Here is a 17,624-nt window from a genome sequence, read left to right on the forward strand (position 1 = left end):
CCAATTTAAATTTCCGATAGCACTACTCCACAAGCCTCAGCGTAGCCCGCTACGCCTGCGTTTGTGAAGCAGCACTCTCGAAAATTTATATCGGCTTAAGAGTCAGTTACTTATTTTTCGATGTACTAGCACGTGGGAAGGTTCACAAAGGAGGAAGATGACAGATGGGAATTATTGAATTGTTTTTATTGGCGGTAGGTTTATCAATGGATGCTTTTGCGGTGTCTGTCTGTAAGGGGCTGGCGATGCCGAAGATTACCGTGAAAAAGGCTTCCGTTGTGGGGCTGTGGTTCGGTGGTTTTCAGGCGCTGATGCCGCTGGTGGGGTACTTTCTGGGGGTGCAGTTTAAAGATAAGATTACGGCTATTGATCATTGGATTGCTTTTATTCTGCTGGGCATCATTGGATTTAATATGATCAGGGAGGCGTTGTCCCCGGGCTGCGAGGCGGCCAGCGATGCGCTGGATGTCAAAACGATGTTCGTCCTTGCTGTTGCAACCAGCATAGATGCCCTGGCTATTGGTATTACTTTCGCTTTTCTTCATGTAGATATTATATCAGCGGTTTTCTTTATCGGAGTGACAACCTTTCTCTTATCTGCAGCCGGCGTGAAGATCGGAAATGTTTTTGGAACAAAGTATAAGGCTAAAGCGGAGCTGGCGGGGGGCGTGATTCTGATCTTGCTGGGACTGAAAATTCTGCTGGAGCACCTGGGGGTTCTTTAAATCAGAAATCCCAGTTTTCCCCCAGCGTTTCGCGCGCAACATACAGGGTGCGGTCTTCTCTGGTGCGCAGCGTCCATTTTACCAGCGTCAGGCGACGGTTTTGGATTTCAATGCAGGTAATGCAACGGGGGTGTACACAGCTGCCGGTATTGAAGTAGGGAGAGGCATCCGATCCGGTCATAGGGCGGTGGGTATGGCCTGCTATGAGTACTTTCTGTTCCCTGAGTGCCCAGTCGGAGAGACGCTTTTCTACTTTTTTCTTCCTGGAATAATTTCTGGCGGCACTGGTTGGATCGGATACCCCAAGCGCCTCCAGCGGCTTCCAGAGGTACCGCACGAGAAATCTTGCGGCCGGGCTGCCTGTACTGTTTAGAAAATCAGCCTGGTGTCCGTGGGTCAGATACAGATCTCTCCCATGTTCCATATCTTTTAATATCACCCCCTGAAGATAGCACATATCAGGAAAGAGAGGGACTTCGTCCGCCTGTCCGCTGGCGTGGTATGTGGAACAGTGTTTTCGGCAGTAGCCGCAGTGGCGTTTGCTCTGGTCGTGGTTTCCGTAAAGCATATACAGCCGTCCTTTGTTTTTAAATTCCCGGAGCAGCCAGAATACATTACTGTGAATGTCTATGATTCTGGAAAATGACCTGTTTTCCCACAATTCATCTCCGTCACCCAGTTCAATATATGAAAATCCCCTCTCATAATAGTAATTTAGGGCCGCAAAATAGAGGTTCTGATTCTTTAGAAAATTGTCGTTGTGATCACCGGTGCCGCGATGGCAGTCACTGATAAGCACAAAACGTGAGGTGCTGTATAAGGGGACTTCCGGTGCTTCTGAAAAAGCACGCGAAATCCTCTGATACCAGCTCATGAGTGCCTCCCGGTTCTTTTTCCAATTCTGCGGATGCGAAGTGTCTTCCGAAACAGAAAAGGAGACAGATAATAGAGGAAAAGAAGCCTGTCAGCGGTGCTGTAAAACGGCCTGGTTATCCAGAGGTACAGTCGGCAGGCCAGCCTAGATTTCCACATTACATAGCTCTGTACCCAGGTATCCCATGGAACGCCCGGCACTTTGGGGTCAGTGAGGTAAAATTGTACGGTAGTGCCGTAGACCAGGATTTCACTGTCTTTATAGCCCAGCCCAATGAGGGCGCGGGTAAAAGAGCGGCACATAGATTCTTCCGGAAAAGTCAGTACCGCCTCCAGAAGCAGGTCCTCCGGCTGCGTACAGGTACCCATGACAAATCCCCCCGGCCGCCAGTGGGTCTGGGACAGATTGAAAAACGGGCATTCTGGTCCGATCAGCCTGAGCCGGACAGGCAGCATTTCTTCCGGTTCTGCGGCTGGAAAGATTGTCTGGCGCCGCAGCGCAGGCGGTATGATCGTATCTGCATGGCAGATTCCGGCCTCGGCCCCGGTACTGATCCCATACTGCCCCTTCCAGAACTCGATCAGCCAGGTCCTACCCCGATAATTAAAGTAGACGGGCTCACGGTCAAAAACCATGTTTGCAGACAGGGCTGTCTGGTCGTAAAATTCCCCGCAGCCGGATTCTTTTTGCCACGCGTCCGTACTGGTAGTAAAAATATCCTGTACAAACTGATACGTGAAGCCGAAAGGCTCCGCGAGTTCATTCAGGAGGCTGCATTTTTTCGTGCAGGACATTTTCCGGACCTTTGTCAGGCTCCGTTTTCTGCGGATGCAGAAAAACGCGCAAAGTAATAGCAGTATTACAATGATAGAAGTGATGATAAGATACATACGCAAAATCCTACAGTGATTCTTCCTATATTATATGCAAAATTCTGTAAAATGGCCGTAAAACCTTGAAATTTGGGGGAATCCCATATATAATACACGGGTTGTGGATATGACAGGAACAGTGTACAGCTGGGAATCAATTGAGGACTTTACGGAAGGGAGAAGAGCGAATGGGATACGACTATGGGAAAATCTGGGTTGCAGGCGCGGCCGGACGTGTGGGTACGATGATACACAATATGCTGGATATGCGGGATGTTGAACTCCTGGAGACAGATGTGGAGGAACTGGATATTACCTGTGCAGCTGAAGTGAATTTGTTTGGCAGCAGAAATCGTCCGAACACAATTATTAACTGTGCGGGAATGACGGATGTACAGGAATGTGAGGATAATATAGAACAGGCCTACAAGGTAAACGCATTGGGTGCGAGAAACCTAAGCGCCATTGCCAGAAAAATTGATGCAAGGATCATTCAGATATCAACAGATGATATTTTCTGGGATAACAGCTGCAGGAGTTTTCACGAGTTTGATACGCCAAATCCGAGAACGGTCTATGGAAAATCAAAGCTTGCCGGGGAAAATTTCGTCAAAGAACTGGCGCCTAAGCATCTGATAATCAGAAGCTCCTGGGTATATGGAAAGGAAGGGCATAACTTTGTAAATTCCATTATAGAGCAGGTTCAACATGGCGGCATTATCGAGGCTGCCATCAATGAATATGCATGTCCCACCAGCGCAAGGGAGCTGTGCAAGGTAATCCTGCGTCTGATCAAGGAAGAGCAGGAGGGAATCTACCATGCAGTCTGCAGCGGGTCCTGCAGCCGCTATGAACTGGCGCAGGAGATACTGCGGATCATGGGCAGACAGGATGTTAAGCTGGAACCGGTAGAACTGGAAGAACCTGGGCAAGAGCCTTGCAGGTATACAGAGAACTGTGGAAGCACGTATATCCAAAGTGCATCCAGCAACTCATGCACTTCGGGCGGATCTGCAGAAAACTGCGGAATAAGGTATACCCAAAGGGTACCCCGCAATGCATGCCCTACGGGCGGATCCGCAGAAAACTGCGGAATAAGGTATACCATTCTGGATAATATGATGCTTAGGATGTGCGGAATTGAAGAGCCGGGACCGTGGCAAGCCGCACTGAAAGAGTATTTACAGGAGCTTAACCTGCAGGAAGGAGCGGAAATTTAATGGAAGAGACAAAGAAGAAAAAATTTGGTCTTACGACATTGATTTTCATCAGTCTGCTGCTCGGTGCGGCGGCAGGGATTATACTCCACTATCTGGTGCCGGCAGGATATACCAGAGATACCGTTATCATTAACGGGATCTTTTATGTGATCGGCAATGGATTTCTCAGGGCTATGCAGATGCTGGTTGTACCGCTTGTGTTTTGCTCTCTTGTCTGCGGCAGTATGGCGATAGGGGATACAAAGACGCTCGGGAAGGTGGGCGTTAAGACGATTATTTTTTATCTGTTTACTACGGCAGCGGCGATCACGTTGGCACTGGGGATCGGCAATCTGATCAATCCTGGAGTGGGGTTGGATATCAGCAGCGTGGAAAAAACAGAGACAGCAGCTGCAGAGGCAGTCAGTTTTGCGGATACTATCCTGGAAATAATTCCCAAAAATCCGATACAGGGATTGGCGGAAGGGAATATGCTTCAGATTATATTCTTTGCTATATTTGTGGGGATTCTGCTGGCGAAAAGAGGAGAGCGCGCAGCGTCTGTTTCTCAGTTCTTTGCCCAGTTCAATGACCTGATGATGGATATGACGATGGCGGTGATGAAGGCCGCCCCGATCGGGGTGTTCTGCCTGATCGCAAAGACCTTTGCCGGAATCGGATTCGATGCATTCCTTCCCATGCTCAAATATATGGCGGCGGTATTTTTAGCGCTGCTGCTGCAGGGGTTCGGTGTATACCAGATCCTGCTGAAAATATTTACAGGGCTGAACCCTGTTAAATTCGTAAAGAAGTTTCTGCCGGTTATGGGATTTGCATTCTCTACGGCAACATCCAATGCTACCATACCGCTATCCATAGAAACGCTGGATAAAAAAATGGGAGTGTCCAAAAAGATATCCTCCTTTACGATACCGCTCGGAGCAACGATCAATATGGATGGAACAGCAATCATGCAGGGAGTGGCTGTCGTTTTTGTGTCCCAGGCCTTTGGAATCAGCCTGTCGCCGGCGGATTATATTACGGTGATCGCAACCGCTACATTGGCGTCAATCGGAACGGCGGGAGTACCGAGCGTCGGGCTGATTACACTCTCCATGGTGTTCAATGCGGTCGGGCTTCCGGTAGAGGGAATTGCACTGATCATGGGCATTGACAGGATACTGGATATGACGAGAACGGCGGTTAACATAACGGGGGATGCGGTTTGCACAACTATCGTGGCACATCAGAATAAAGAACTGCGCAGAGAGGTCTTCGAGAGGGGAGTTTGACGCCCAGCGAACCGCAAGAGGAAGGATGCCCTGTGAGATGCGGGACGGAATGCGCGGCAAGGTCTGTGCTGTTTTGCAGGGCGACCCGCAGGCGAACCAGCAGTAGGAGAAAAAAGACAGGATTGCAGAGAACCAGAGACATTCACCGCTTAAGCTGATGCTTAAGCGGCTCAGGTCTCTTTGGAAATTGCTTTGGAGAGCAATTTCCATCTCTGCAATCCTGTCTTTTTTCTCTTACTGCTGGTAAGCCTGCTCTACGCCCTGCAAAACAGCACAGACCTTGCCGCGCATTCCGTCCCGCATCTCACAGGGCATCCTTCCTCTTGCGGTCCGCTGGGCTGGTGCATCCTGGCGGGAGTGGGAGAAGCGAATTGAACTGGGGGACGGGGGATGTGCTGGACTCGGCAGGGCTGTGAAGCTATAATGGATAGCTTTTTTCAGGCGGTTAAATATTTTGTTTATATGTACTCTAGTTTTTCGAAGTAATGCATCAGGATGTCGGCGCAGTTTTCTACTCCTAGTTCGGAGGTGTCCAGGATCATGTGGTAGTCGTTTACATCACCCCAGGTTTTGCCGGTGTGTTCGTAGTAGTAGGCGGCTCTTTCTTTGTCGGTACTCTCGACTTTTTCTTTGGCTTCCTCGTGGGTGAGGGATTCCAGCTCCATGATGCGGGATATACGGTCTTCTTTGTCTGCGCAGACGAAAATATTCAGGACGTTTAGACGGTCTTTCAGAATGTCGGATGCGCAGCGGCCGAGGATGATGCAGGGGCTTTTGGCAAGTTCACGGATTGCTTCGGCTTCTGAGTCGTACATTTTGTCATCTATTGTATGTTCAATGTAGGCTTTGTCGTATACCGGGATGTTCAGTCGCTGGGACAGCTCATTTGCAATGATACTTGCTCCGGTACCAAAACGGCGGCTCATTGTAATTATTAATTTCATAGTTTTTCCTCCTTCGTGTATACACTTGGGTTTGGCTTATGGGTCTATGTGTTTCCTTATTATAACACTGATGTGCGGAAAAGTGTAGATTTTATTGCTTAGAAATCTTAGTATTCGCGGGTGGGGGACGCTGAGAAAAAGGGGAGGAAGGTTTCTGCCGGGGCTGTATATGCCGTTTCGGAAACCGGCCGTCCGCTAAGAATCCGTAGAAGAAAAAGCGGGAAAAACAGAGGGATCAGCGGCATGCAACCCGAAATTTGATAATTTCGGGTCTTAGGCCGCCTCGGAATTTGATACGGACATCAAATTCCGCCCTCTGTTTTTCCCGCTTTTTCTTCAACGGATTCTAGTACGGACTTTAAGGCTTCCGAAACGGCATATACAGCCCCGGCAGAAACCTTCCTCCCCTTTTTCTCAGCTGGTGCATCCGGGCGGTAGGATTTAATTTCTAAGGAGGGAGTAAATCCGGGAGAGGCTTATGTGTGTTTCTTTGGTGTTGCTTTGTCTTCTGAGGAGGGGATAAATGATATGTGAGGGACTTGTATTTTTAGAAATTTGGTGTTGTGATAAAAGGGGAGGGAGGTTATAATGGGGCTGTGACAGAAATCGGCGGGAAAGGCGGGAAGGGCATCGTGAAGAACAGGAATCAGAGAGCGGCTGTGGTTGTTTTGATTGTTTGTATGGTGTTTTTTGCGGCTTTGGAGAGCGTTGGCGGATTTCGGGCGGGCTGTCGGAATGAAGGGAGCGGTGCGCTGCAGTCTGCTGCAGCTGTTTTGGGAAACGATACATGTGCAGAGCGTTTGGGAGAAGGATTCCGGGCTGGCGGATGTGGGTATGCGGGGCAGCGGATGGACGGGGGAGACAGCCTGCGTACGGGGAGTTTGGATTTTATGCCTGCTTCGGAAGCGAAGGATACGGTTTTTATGCGCGGCGGCAGGATGGATGAGGATTCTGCGGAGCCTTCTTTGTTTTTTGTTGAAGTCTTTCTTATATTAAGTGTTTTTCAAATTCTTCTGGATGGCAGGATGTGGTCTGCGGTTCAGTCTTTTTGCATGGGTTTTCAGAATTATGCCATGCTTCAGGTTCATATTATCCAGCAGCGGGACGGGAAAAAGGGCCGGCTTTCTTATTCTTTTTCATAATGAGTGTTCATAAGTGAAAATAGGGAGGATCCTCAGGGGATCATCTGGTTGAATAAGAGGAGGCTAATACTTTGAAAGAACATAAACGAAATATATGGATTGTGCTGTGTGTAACCGCAGTGTTTCTTTATGCTGCCATTTTCGGACTGGGCAGTGATTTTAAGGGTGCGGTGGATATGCGTTTTGGGATTGATATACGGGGCGGTGTGGAAGCGGTCTTTGAGCCGGAGGGTGTGACAGAGACTCCGTCCGCAGAGGATCTGGATGCGGCGAGAACGGTGATAGAAAACCGGCTGGATGCGCAGAATATTTTGGACAGGGAGGTAACTGCAGACAAGGAGCATGGGAATATTATTGTACGGTTTCCATGGAAGTCGGATGAGAAAACATTCAATCCGGAGGCTGCCATTGCTGAACTGGGTGAGACTGCGAAGCTGACCTTCAGGGACTCACAGGGGAATGTTCTGGTAGAAGGCAAAAATGTTGCGGACAGCAGTGTGGTTAAGAACAAGCAGACAGGAGAGTATGAAGTGTCTCTTGAATTTGATAAGCAGGGGGCAGAAGACTTTGCAGATGCCACGGAGAAGCTGGTCGGACAGTCCATGGGCATTTATATGGATGAGGAACAGATATCCAATCCAGTGGTCAGGGAAGCAATCAAAGGCGGGCAAGCCGTGATCAATGGCATGGGTTCTCAGGAAGAGGCGGAAACGCTGTCTGAAAAAATTAATGCGGGGGCGCTGCCGTTCTCTTTGAAGACGACGAACTATAATACCATCAGCCCGACGTTGGGAAGCGGGGCTCTTAAAGCGATGACAACGGCTGCGGCCACGGCCTTCATTCTGGTCTGCATTTTTATGATTTTATATTACCGGCTTCCGGGGACGATCGCCTGCCTGGCGCTGGTATTTCAGATGAGCCTTCAGGTTCTGGCTTTGTCTGTGCCCCAGTATACCTTAACACTGCCCGGGATTGCAGGGCTCATCCTGTCCCTGGGAATGGCGGTGGATGCAAATGTGATCATCAGCGAGCGGATCGGGGAGGAGCTGCAGAAAGGCTCCAGTATCCGGACGGCAGTGCGGCGCGGCTATAAGAATGCTTTTTCTTCCGTACTGGACGGAAATGTGACGACCGCGGCAGTGGCGGTGATCCTGATGATTTTTGGCTCGGGTACCATGCTGAGTTTTGGCTATACTCTGCTGACGGGGGTACTGATCAATCTGGCAGCAGGCGTATGGCTTTCCAGGGTCATGCTGAGTTCTGTGATTCTTTATCCGGGATTCCAGAAGCTCAAACTGTTCCGTGTAAAAAAGGAACGGAAAGTGATCGACTTTCTCGGCAAGCGTAAAGCTATCCTGATATTTACGGTATCCGTGCTGGTGGCCGGAAGCATTATAAGCGCGGTGAGGGGTGTAACGCTGGATACACAGTTTACCGGCGGGGTAATTTTAAAATATACCTGTGAGGGCACGCCGGATACGGAAAAAGCTGCCAAGGCAGTCGAAGGCGTATTAGATCGTCCTGTCAGCGCCCAGGCGGGAGAGGATTTTGTGTCGGGGCAGGAGAAGCTGGTTTTGAATCTGGGAGGCAATCAGGGTATTTCACCCCAGGAGCAGGAAAAGGTGCTGCAGCAATTGCAGGCAGTTCAGCCGGAATTAAACTATCAGTCATCGGAAACCTATGCGGTGGAACCATATATCGGAGCCAGGGCTCTGAAAAATTCTGCAATTGCCATCGTTTTGGCCGCTCTGTTTATTGTTGTGTATATCAGACTGCGTTTTTCCGCGCTGTCGGGCTTTTCTGCGGGAGTGTCGGGAGTGATTGCTCTTCTGCATGACGTTTTCATTGTATTTCTGGTATTCGGAGTTTGTAAAATACCCTTAAATGATGCGTTTGTATCAGTAACTTTGACAATAATCGGGTATTCTATTAACGATACGATCGTACTGTACGACAGAATACGGGAGCATATGAGCGGCCACACAAAAGAAGGCCTGGTTCCGCTTGTGAACAGGAGTATAACGGAAACATTAGGGCGTTCTGTTAATACGGCGTTTACCACGGTGCTGTGCGTGGCAATTGTGCTGGTGTTTGCAATCATTTATAATATAGAATCTATTAAAATATTTGCACTTCCTATGCTGATCGGTATGATCAGCGGCTGCTATTCCTCAATCTGCGTAGCCGGAGCGGTCTGGGTTACCTGGAAGGAACGGAAAAAATCTTAATATTTGCGTAATATAATATTAATAAGTTTCCATCCTGTTGCGAAAAATGTTGAAAAATGCTATTATGTTTTGGTATGTAACTTAGTTTTGCATATAGAAAGTATATAAATTATTGAAATAAGATAAAGAAATGGAAGGGGCATACCGATGGGCCAGAATAAAATGAGCGATAGCGAAAGAGAGGCGTACAGGAGAGAGCAGGCCAGACAGCGCCGCAGAATGGAAGAAAAGCAGAAAAAGACGGTACAGGGGAATCCGGCCAAATCTGTGGCCAAAGGAGGCAAAAGCGGCAATGGTAAGAGCAAAGCTGCAAGGCCGGGAAGCGCCGGCAGCAGGAATGCGGCGAACGGCGGCAGACCCTCCGGGGGAACAGGTAACGGCAAAAAAGGCAATTCCGGCAGGCATCCGGCGCCAAACAAAGTGAGCAGACAGGTAGGGCTCGTACTCTGCGCAGTTCAGCTGGCTGTAACGCTGGTGTTTATAGCCGCATTGTTTGTTTTGAATATGCTGCCCATGAAATATCTGGGGATTATTATTGCGGTCCTTGTATTACTTTGGGTACTTCCGCTTTCAAGCCAGCTGATATCTAAGAAAAAAGCGATTGCCGGAAAAGTGCTGAGCGTGCTGATGTCCATCGTGCTGATCCTGGGATCCTATTATATATTTAAGACAAACGGCACTGTAAAGGACATTAGCGGCGGCAATAAAAAAGTCGATAAGATGGTTGTCGCTGTACTGGCGCAAGACCCCGCAGAAAACATCAAGGATGCATCCGGCTACGACTTCGGCGTACAATACGCGATGAAGGGCGACGATGTGAAATCTACGGTGGATATCATCAATAAGGAAGTGGGCAGCAGCATCTCGACGGTAGAATACAGCAGCCTGAATGAGCAGGCGCAGGCGCTGCATGACGGCGCTGTGGAAGCGATCATTTACAACGATGCCTATACGGCTATTTTGGAAGAGGCATTTACAGGATACAGCGACAGCGTAAAGATTATTTATACCCATGAAATTACAAGCAAGCTGGAGAATACTGCAGCTGACGTAAAAGTAGATGATGACTGTTTTACAGTCTATATAAGCGGAATCGATGTATTTGGCGCGATTGAGACTAACAGCCGAAGCGATGTGAATATCATTGCGGTTGTCAATCCGACGACGCACCAGATCCTGCTTGTAACGACGCCGCGTGATTATTATGTAGAGATTCCGGGTATTTCGGGCGGACAGCTGGATAAACTAACTCATGCAGGAATTTACGGGGTGGATGCATCAATGGCGACGCTGGCGAAGCTGTACGATACGGATATCGACTTTTATGCAAGAGTGAACTTTACATCCCTGGTACAGATGGTGGATGCACTCGGCGGTGTGGATGTCGTTTCGGAACAGGAATTCAACACCAGTTATGATTCAGGCCTTGAGATGTATGTGGCCCAGGGAGTCAATCATTTTAACGGACAGCAGGCGCTGGCATTCTCCAGGGAGAGACAGAATGTAGACGGCGGGGACTTCCAGAGAGGAAGAAATCAGCAGGCCGTCATCACTGCGATGATCAAGAAGGCGATATCACCGGCAATCCTGACAGGCGCAAACGGTATTCTGAGCAGCATCAGCGGGAATGTAGACACGAATATGTCCCAGGAGCAGATTCAGGAGCTCATTAAGAGCCAGCTGAATCAGCCGTCCGCATGGAATATCAAATCCATGTCGGCAACGGGAACCGGGGATGATCAGGAATGCTATTCCTCTCCGGGAAGCATCCTCTATGTAACGCAGCCGGATCAGAATTCAATTAACGAGATTAAACAGGCCATTGACGCAGTGGAGGCAGGAGAAACGCTGCCGGATTCTGAAGTGGCACAATAAAATTCTAAGATACCGAGGAAAAGAATATGATGAAACTGTTAAAAAAGTGGGATCTTTCGATTATCTATAAAGCATTGCTTGTAGTTTTGGATATCGTATTTATCAATGCCAGTTCCTTTCTGGCATTGTGGATCCGCTTTAATATGCAGATCAGTGAGATACCTGCCGAATATTACACCTCTGTGCTGGATCTGGTCGTAGTTAATACGATTGTGACCGTTGTGATCTTTGCTGCCTGCAGATTATATACAAGCCTTTGGAGATTTGCGAGTATCAAAGAACTGGTATATGTGATTGAAGCCTGCCTGGCATCGGTTTTGTTTAATATTCTGGCCTATTATCTCACTTACAGGACCATATACAGGGGATATTTTCCTCTTTATGTTGTTGCCTTGTTTCTGCTTACCTGCCTGAGCCGGTTTTCATACAGGCTGGCAAGGCTCTTGTACCGGGGGAATATTCACGGGAGGCATGTGCGCAATACCATGATTATCGGAGCCGGCGAGGCCTGTAATGTGGTGATGAAAGAACTGGAACTTAGTACGGAGCTGGATGCAAAAATCTGCTGTGTAATCGATGATAATCCAAGAAAACGAGGTACATTTATCCACGGAGTTAAGGTAGTGGGCGGCAGGGAAGAGATCCTGCACAGTGCGGAAAAATACCGGATTAATGAAATCATCATTGCAATCCCAAGCGCAGATAAGCGGGAGCGGCAGAAAATCCTGGATATCTGCCAGAAGGTGCCGGACTGTGAGCTGAAGATTCTTCCCGGCGTATACCAGCTGGTAAATGGAGAAGTCAGTGTATCAAAACTGCGCAATGTAGAGATTGAAGACTTGTTGGGAAGAGATCCGATTCGAATTACGACGGAGAAAATCGGGCGGTATGTGTCCGGCAAGGTGGTACTGGTGACAGGCGGAGGCGGAAGCATTGGAAGCGAGCTGTGCCGCCAGATAGCGGCAAACGGTGTAAAACAGCTGATTATTTTTGATATCTACGAAAACAATGCCTATGATATCCAGCAGGAACTGAAAGCAAAATTTCCGTATCTGGATCTTGTGGTGCTGATCGGATCGGTCAGAAACGGAAGAAAGGTGAATAGTGTTTTTGCCCAGTACCGTCCCGATATTGTCTATCATGCGGCCGCGCACAAGCACGTACCGCTGATGGAGGACAGTCCCAATGAGGCGATCAAAAATAACGTCTTTGGAACTTATAAGGTAGCGCTTGCGGCGGACAGGTACGGTGTTGATAAATTTGTGCTTATTTCTACGGATAAGGCGGTTAATCCGACAAACATTATGGGCGCCTCCAAGCGGATGTGCGAGATGATTATCCAGGCCTTTAACAACCGTTCAAAGACAGAGTATGTTGCAGTGCGTTTTGGAAACGTGCTGGGCAGCAACGGAAGCGTGATTCCGCTGTTTAAGAAACAAATTGAAGCAGGCGGGCCGGTTACCGTGACCCACCCGGATATTATCCGCTATTTCATGACGATTCCGGAGGCCGTCTCACTGGTTCTGCAGGCAGGGGCCAGCGCTAAGGGCGGAGAAATCTTTGTGCTGGATATGGGCCAGCCGGTGAAGATTGTGGATCTGGCAAAGAACCTGATCCGGCTGTCGGGCTATACACTTGGAATGGATATTGAAATTAAGTATACCGGACTGCGGCCGGGAGAGAAGTTATATGAAGAACTTCTGATGGCAGAAGAAGGTCTGGAGAATACGGAAAATGAAAAAATACACATCGGAAAGCCGATTGAATTTGATGAAGAAGAATTTTTAAACGATCTGGAGGATTTATATCGTGAGGCATATGCGGAGACCGACCGTATGAAATATATTGTCCACAAGATTGTTCCGACCTATCATCTGCGGGATGCAGATATTATCAGGGATCAGCAGATACAGGCCGGATGGAATAAAGATTTTTCAGACACCCGTTCCAAACTGCCCAGCGCTTTTTTGGACAGAGGGATTGCGGATGCAGATATACGGACAGACAGTCCCAAATCCAGAAAAAACCTATCATAACAGGAAAGAAGGCACAAAATATGAAGGTACCATTTTCACCACCGGATATTACCGAAGAAGAAATTACAGAGGTTGCGAAGACCCTGCAAAGCGGCTGGATCACTACCGGGCCGCGGACCAAGGAATTCGAACGCAGAATCGCGGAATACTGCGGTACACGTAAGGCTGCCTGCCTGAATTCCGCTACCGCCTGTATGGAGATGACACTCCGCGTGATGGGAATTGGAGCAGGAGACGAAGTGATTACGACTGCATACACGTATACGGCTACCTGCAGCTGTATCTGCCATGTGGGGGCAGTTCCTGTTTTAGTGGATACGCTGCCCGGATCCTATGAAATGGATCCAGAGAAAGCGGCGGAGGCGGTGACGGAACGCACAAAAGCAATTATATGCGTGGATCTGGCCGGCATTATTTACAGCAGATACGATGAAATCTTCCGTATTGCCGAAGAAAAAAAACAGATCTACCGGCCGGCTAATGAGCGGCAGGAAGCGCTTGGCCGTATTCTTGTGATGGCAGACGCCGCGCATGCATTTGGCGCGCGCAGGGAGGGCAAAAAATGCGGAGAGATTGCGGATTTCACCTGTTTTTCATTTCATGCAGTTAAAAACCTGACTACAGCCGAAGGCGGGGCGGTGACCTGGTCCGATACATTGCAGAAGGCAGGTCTGGACGCGGAAGGACTATACAGGGAATATATGCTTCTTTCCCTTCACGGGCAGTCCAAGGATGCTCTGGCAAAAACACAGGCAGGTGCTTGGGAATACGATGTTGTGGCGCCTTATTATAAGTGCAACATGACGGATATTATGGCGGCTATAGGACTGGTGCAGCTGGAGCGGTATCCGGAGATTCTGGAGAGAAGAAAAAAAATCATCGGCATGTATGATGAGGGGCTGGTAGAAAGCCCGGTGCAGGTGCTGACACACTATGGAGAGCATCATCAGTCCAGTGGACACCTATATCTTGTACGTGCGCTTGACAAATCACGTGAAGAGTGTAACAATATTATAACAGAATTGGCAGAAGCTGGAATTGCGTCCAATGTCCATTACAAACCACTTCCGATGCTGACCGCTTATAAGAAGATGGGATTTGACATACAGGACTTTCCGAATGCTTATGCACAGTTTGAAAATGAAATTACGCTTCCGCTTCATACCTGCCTGACTGATGAACAGGTGCAGTATGTATCCGATACATTTCGGGCGCTGCTATGAGCGCGGATATAGCATTACGATAGAATAGAGATCCAATGTTAAGAGCCCTTCGGGACTTGGGACATGATGAAAGATGTATGCTACTGTGCACGCCCGCAGGGTGTAACAGTAACAGGTGTATAGGAATGTTATGACAGGGCGTAGCAGCCGTTATTCTTACAATCAGGAGTAAAAAGAATGATCAGATGGGAACAGCTGCCGGATTCGATGAAGAACAAGACACTCCGGCCTTATTATGATAAATTGAAAAAAAAGAAGTTCAGTCTGTGTATGAAACGCATCATGGATCTTCTTTTTGCAGTGGTTTTGACCGTTGTTTTAGCACCGGTCATGGCTGTGCTTGGACTATGGATAAAATTGGACAGCAGAGGGCCTGTCTTTTACAGACAGGAGCGGATTACACGATATGGGAAACCATATCGTATTTTCAAGTTCAGGACTATGGTTGCAGATGCGGATCAAAAGGGGCCTTTAGTCACCGGCAAGGCGGACAGCCGCATCACAAGGGCAGGAAAGATGCTCCGCAAATGCAGGCTGGATGAGCTGCCGCAGCTTTTTAATGTACTAACCGGGGACATGTCTTTTGTTGGAACCAGGCCGGAAGTAAGAAAGTATGTGGAGCAATATACCGATGAGATGATGGCAACGCTTCTCCTTCCCGCAGGAATCACATCCCGTACCAGTATTATCTTCAAGGATGAGGATTTGATGATGGAAAAATATCTGAGGGAGACGGGGAAATCGGTGGATGAAGTATATGTGGATCATATACTTCCCGTGAAAATGAAACATAACCTGCAGTATCTCCAGAACTTTCATTTCTGGGGAGATATCAGGGTAATGATAGATACAGTACTGGCAGTGATAAAGTAGAGGGGGATATACGATGAAGAAGATAGCAGTCATTACAATGGGGGTAAGACTGGATGGAGAAAAGGGCTATACCCGATTCCGCTACCTTTGCGATTTTCTGACAAAATCGGGATATCAGGTGGATTTGATCACGACCACATTCCAGCATTGGGAAAAAGCCCAGCGGGATATGGAAAAGATTAAAAAAGAGGATTACCAGTTCGGTATCAAGTTTATATATGAGCCGGGATACAAGAAAAATGTGGATCTGAAAAGAATCCGCAGCCATAAGATCGCAGCAAAGAATCTGACGGCGCTGCTGGAGAAGGAAGGGGATTATGATCTTCTCTATGCGGAAATTCCGCCCAATGATGTGGCGCTGGCGGCAGCCGAATATGCGAAGCGGCGGGGCATTCCTTTTGTGGCCGATGTAAACGACCTTTGGCCGGAGGCCATGCGGATGGTGCTGGATATTCCCGTGGTCAGTTCTATTTTATTCCATCCACTGCAGAGAGATGCAGAAAAGGTCTATTCCCTGGTATCGGGAGTCATCGGCACATCGGATGAATATAGAGACAGGCCGTTTCAGAATCAGAAGAGGGAAGTGCCTAAGGCCACGGTTTATGTAGGCAACGAGATCTCAGAATTTGATAAAGGCGCCGAGGAGAATGACGCTCTGGTTGCAAAGACAGAACATGAGTTCTGGGTGAGCTATGCCGGCACAATCGGAACCAGCTATGACATCCGTACCATGGTGCTGGCTGCGGAAGAACTGGCAGGAAGAGGCAGGCAGAATATCCGGATCAAGATACTGGGCGGCGGCCCGATGAAAGATGAGTTGGAAGCGCTGGCGCGGGAACGCCAGATCTACAATGTAGAATTTGTTGGTTATGCACCCTATGATAAAATGGCAGCTTATCTGAAAAAGTCGGATATTCTGGTCAATTCTTTTGTAAGAAAGGCTCCGCAAAGCATTGTTACCAAGATCGGTGATTATCTTGCCGCCGGCAGGGCAATGATTAATACATGCATGAGTCCTGAATTCAGAAGAAAAGTAGAGGCGGACGGCTTTGGCGTAAATATCGAACCGGAGGATGTCAAGATTCTGGCGGATGCGATCGAAGACTTGTATGAGAATGAAGAAAAGCGCCTGGAAATGGGGGAAAAAGCAAGAAAGATTGCGGAGGAACAGTTTGACAGGCCCAAATCATACAGAAAGATAGAAGAGTTAATCAGGGAACTGACAGAAAAGAACTAAATTGAGAGGTACATTTATGGATATAAAAGAGGCAAAAACGCCTTATTTTTCCATCGTTATGCCTGCGTACGGCGTGGAGAAATATATAGACAGAGCGATTCAAAGCATACAGAATCAGACATTTGACAATTGGGAGATCCTGGTAGTAGATGACTGTACTAAGGATGGAAGCGGAAGGATTGCAGAAAAATACGCCTCGGAGGACTCCCGCATCCAGGTGATACGCCATGAGGTGAACAGGGGGTTGAGCGCAGCACGCAATACCGGAACCAGAGCGGCCCGCGGAGAATACATCTGGTTTATGGATCCGGATGATTATGTGGATCCTGCCCTGCTGGCGCAAGTGTATGCCTCTATCGAGAAAAATCCCGCGCAGGCAGTGCTGTTCGGTCATATTGAAGAATACTATGATAAGAAGGGGCATCTCCAATATACACATCCTATCTGCCCGGAAGAACATTATTACCGGTCTGCTGAAGAATTCCGGCCCCATATAATAGAGCTGGAACAACAGACACTGTATGGGTATGCCTGGAACAAGTTTTATCTGCTTTCCTATATCCGGGAGCTGAAGCTGGATTATGAAAATGTCAGGCTGATCGAGGATATCGTCTTTAATGTTAAATATTTTATGGATATAGAAAGATTGAATATTCTGTCCATTGTGCCGTATCATTACGGCAAAAGGATGGAAGCGAATCTGACGAATAAGTTTGTACCGGATTATTTTAAACTCCACAGGCAGCGGATTGAGATGCTGTTTGACCAGTTTTCCTACTGGGGGATCTGTACGGAAGAAGTCAGGAGTATTCTGGGGAGCCTGTATGCAAGGTATATTCTTTCCGCTCTGGAAAGAAACTGTGACAGGCGTTCAGGAATGAATCATGCACAAAGGTATAAGTGGTGTAAGGGGGTGTTTGCCCAGGGCCTGTTCAATGAATTGATACCGATGGCACGGGCCAAGGAAAGTGTGACGCTTCGGACTGCACTGATGCTGTTCCGCTGGAAGAAAGCAATCCCATGTTTGATGATGGGGAGGGGAATCTATATGGTAAGGAGATTTCTGCCTATGGTTTATTCGAGGGTGAAATCAGGACGTTAACG

The 17,624-nt window shown here is 48.3% G+C and carries 14 protein-coding genes; 11 read left to right on the forward strand and 3 right to left on the reverse strand.

All coding sequences use genetic code 11. From position 1 onward, the window contains the following. The first annotated feature begins 164 nt into the window (after window positions 1-164). The gene (locus ARB69_RS15930; protein ID WP_055154198.1) at window positions 165-725 is read left to right on the forward strand and encodes a manganese efflux pump MntP family protein; all 561 of its coding nucleotides are present in this window, start codon (window positions 165-167) and stop codon (window positions 723-725) included. Between the two features lies 1 nt (window position 726). On the opposite strand, the gene ARB69_RS15935 is transcribed toward ARB69_RS15930, so the two are convergent. Together ARB69_RS15935 and ARB69_RS15940 are read right to left on the reverse strand one after the other, a co-directional pair. Beyond that, entirely contained in the window at window positions 727-1,599 is an 873-nt protein-coding gene (locus ARB69_RS15935) for a metallophosphoesterase (RefSeq protein WP_055154199.1), read from the reverse strand. Beyond that, a complete protein-coding gene (locus ARB69_RS15940; protein ID WP_055154200.1) occupies window positions 1,596-2,489 on the reverse strand; it encodes a DUF4474 domain-containing protein in 894 nt (297 codons plus the stop codon). Before ARB69_RS15940 ends, ARB69_RS15935 begins: the two co-directional genes overlap by 4 nt. A gap of 170 nt (window positions 2,490-2,659) precedes the next feature. Between ARB69_RS15940 and ARB69_RS15945 the strand changes: the two genes are divergently transcribed. Both ARB69_RS15945 and ARB69_RS15950 read left to right on the forward strand, forming a co-directional pair. Next, window positions 2,660-3,691 carry an SDR family oxidoreductase gene (locus ARB69_RS15945; RefSeq protein WP_055154203.1) on the forward strand — a complete coding sequence of 344 codons (1,032 nt, stop codon included), beginning with the start codon at window positions 2,660-2,662 and terminating at the stop codon, window positions 3,689-3,691. Next, window positions 3,691-4,962 carry a dicarboxylate/amino acid:cation symporter gene (locus ARB69_RS15950; RefSeq protein ID WP_055154205.1) on the forward strand — a complete coding sequence of 424 codons (1,272 nt, stop codon included), beginning with the start codon at window positions 3,691-3,693 and terminating at the stop codon, window positions 4,960-4,962. The genes ARB69_RS15945 and ARB69_RS15950 overlap by 1 nt, the downstream gene beginning before the upstream one ends. A 458-nt stretch (window positions 4,963-5,420) precedes the next feature. On the opposite strand, the gene ARB69_RS15955 is transcribed toward ARB69_RS15950, so the two are convergent. Continuing rightward, the gene (locus tag ARB69_RS15955; protein WP_050642652.1) at window positions 5,421-5,906 is read right to left on the reverse strand and encodes an AAA family ATPase; all 486 of its coding nucleotides are present in this window, start codon (window positions 5,904-5,906) and stop codon (window positions 5,421-5,423) included. Window positions 5,907-6,502: 596 nt separating this feature from the next. Between ARB69_RS15955 and ARB69_RS15960 the strand changes: the two genes are divergently transcribed. From ARB69_RS15960 to ARB69_RS15995, 8 genes are all read left to right on the forward strand, one after another. Next, window positions 6,503-7,048, forward strand: a complete 546-nt coding sequence (locus ARB69_RS15960) for a hypothetical protein (RefSeq protein WP_055154207.1) — start codon at window positions 6,503-6,505, stop codon at window positions 7,046-7,048. A 71-nt stretch (window positions 7,049-7,119) separates the two neighbouring features. Continuing rightward, window positions 7,120-9,276 carry a protein translocase subunit SecD gene (secD, locus tag ARB69_RS15965; RefSeq protein WP_055154209.1) on the forward strand — a complete coding sequence of 719 codons (2,157 nt, stop codon included), beginning with the start codon at window positions 7,120-7,122 and terminating at the stop codon, window positions 9,274-9,276. 147 nt (window positions 9,277-9,423) lie between these two features. Next, a complete protein-coding gene (locus tag ARB69_RS15970) occupies window positions 9,424-11,151 on the forward strand; it encodes an LCP family protein (protein ID WP_242857616.1) in 1,728 nt (575 codons plus the stop codon). Window positions 11,152-11,177: 26 nt separating this feature from the next. After that, complete coding sequence (locus ARB69_RS15975; RefSeq protein ID WP_050642649.1) at window positions 11,178-13,187, forward strand: polysaccharide biosynthesis protein; 2,010 nt, start codon at window positions 11,178-11,180, stop codon at window positions 13,185-13,187. 20 nt (window positions 13,188-13,207) lie between these two features. After that, window positions 13,208-14,410, forward strand: a complete 1,203-nt coding sequence (locus ARB69_RS15980) for a DegT/DnrJ/EryC1/StrS family aminotransferase (protein WP_055154211.1) — start codon at window positions 13,208-13,210, stop codon at window positions 14,408-14,410. Window positions 14,411-14,587: 177 nt separating this feature from the next. After that, on the forward strand, window positions 14,588-15,283 hold the full coding sequence (locus ARB69_RS15985; protein WP_050642647.1) for a sugar transferase: 696 nt from the start codon (window positions 14,588-14,590) through the stop codon (window positions 15,281-15,283). Window positions 15,284-15,296: 13 nt separating this feature from the next. Then, entirely contained in the window at window positions 15,297-16,520 is a 1,224-nt protein-coding gene (locus ARB69_RS15990) for a glycosyltransferase family 4 protein (protein WP_055154212.1), read from the forward strand. A 16-nt stretch (window positions 16,521-16,536) separates the two neighbouring features. Further along, window positions 16,537-17,622, forward strand: a complete 1,086-nt coding sequence (locus ARB69_RS15995) for a glycosyltransferase family 2 protein (protein ID WP_055154214.1) — start codon at window positions 16,537-16,539, stop codon at window positions 17,620-17,622. Window positions 17,623-17,624: the final 2 nt, after the last annotated feature.

Source organism: Faecalicatena contorta (assembly GCF_001404335.1).
Lineage (GTDB): Bacteria > Bacillota > Clostridia > Lachnospirales > Lachnospiraceae > Faecalicatena > Faecalicatena contortus_B.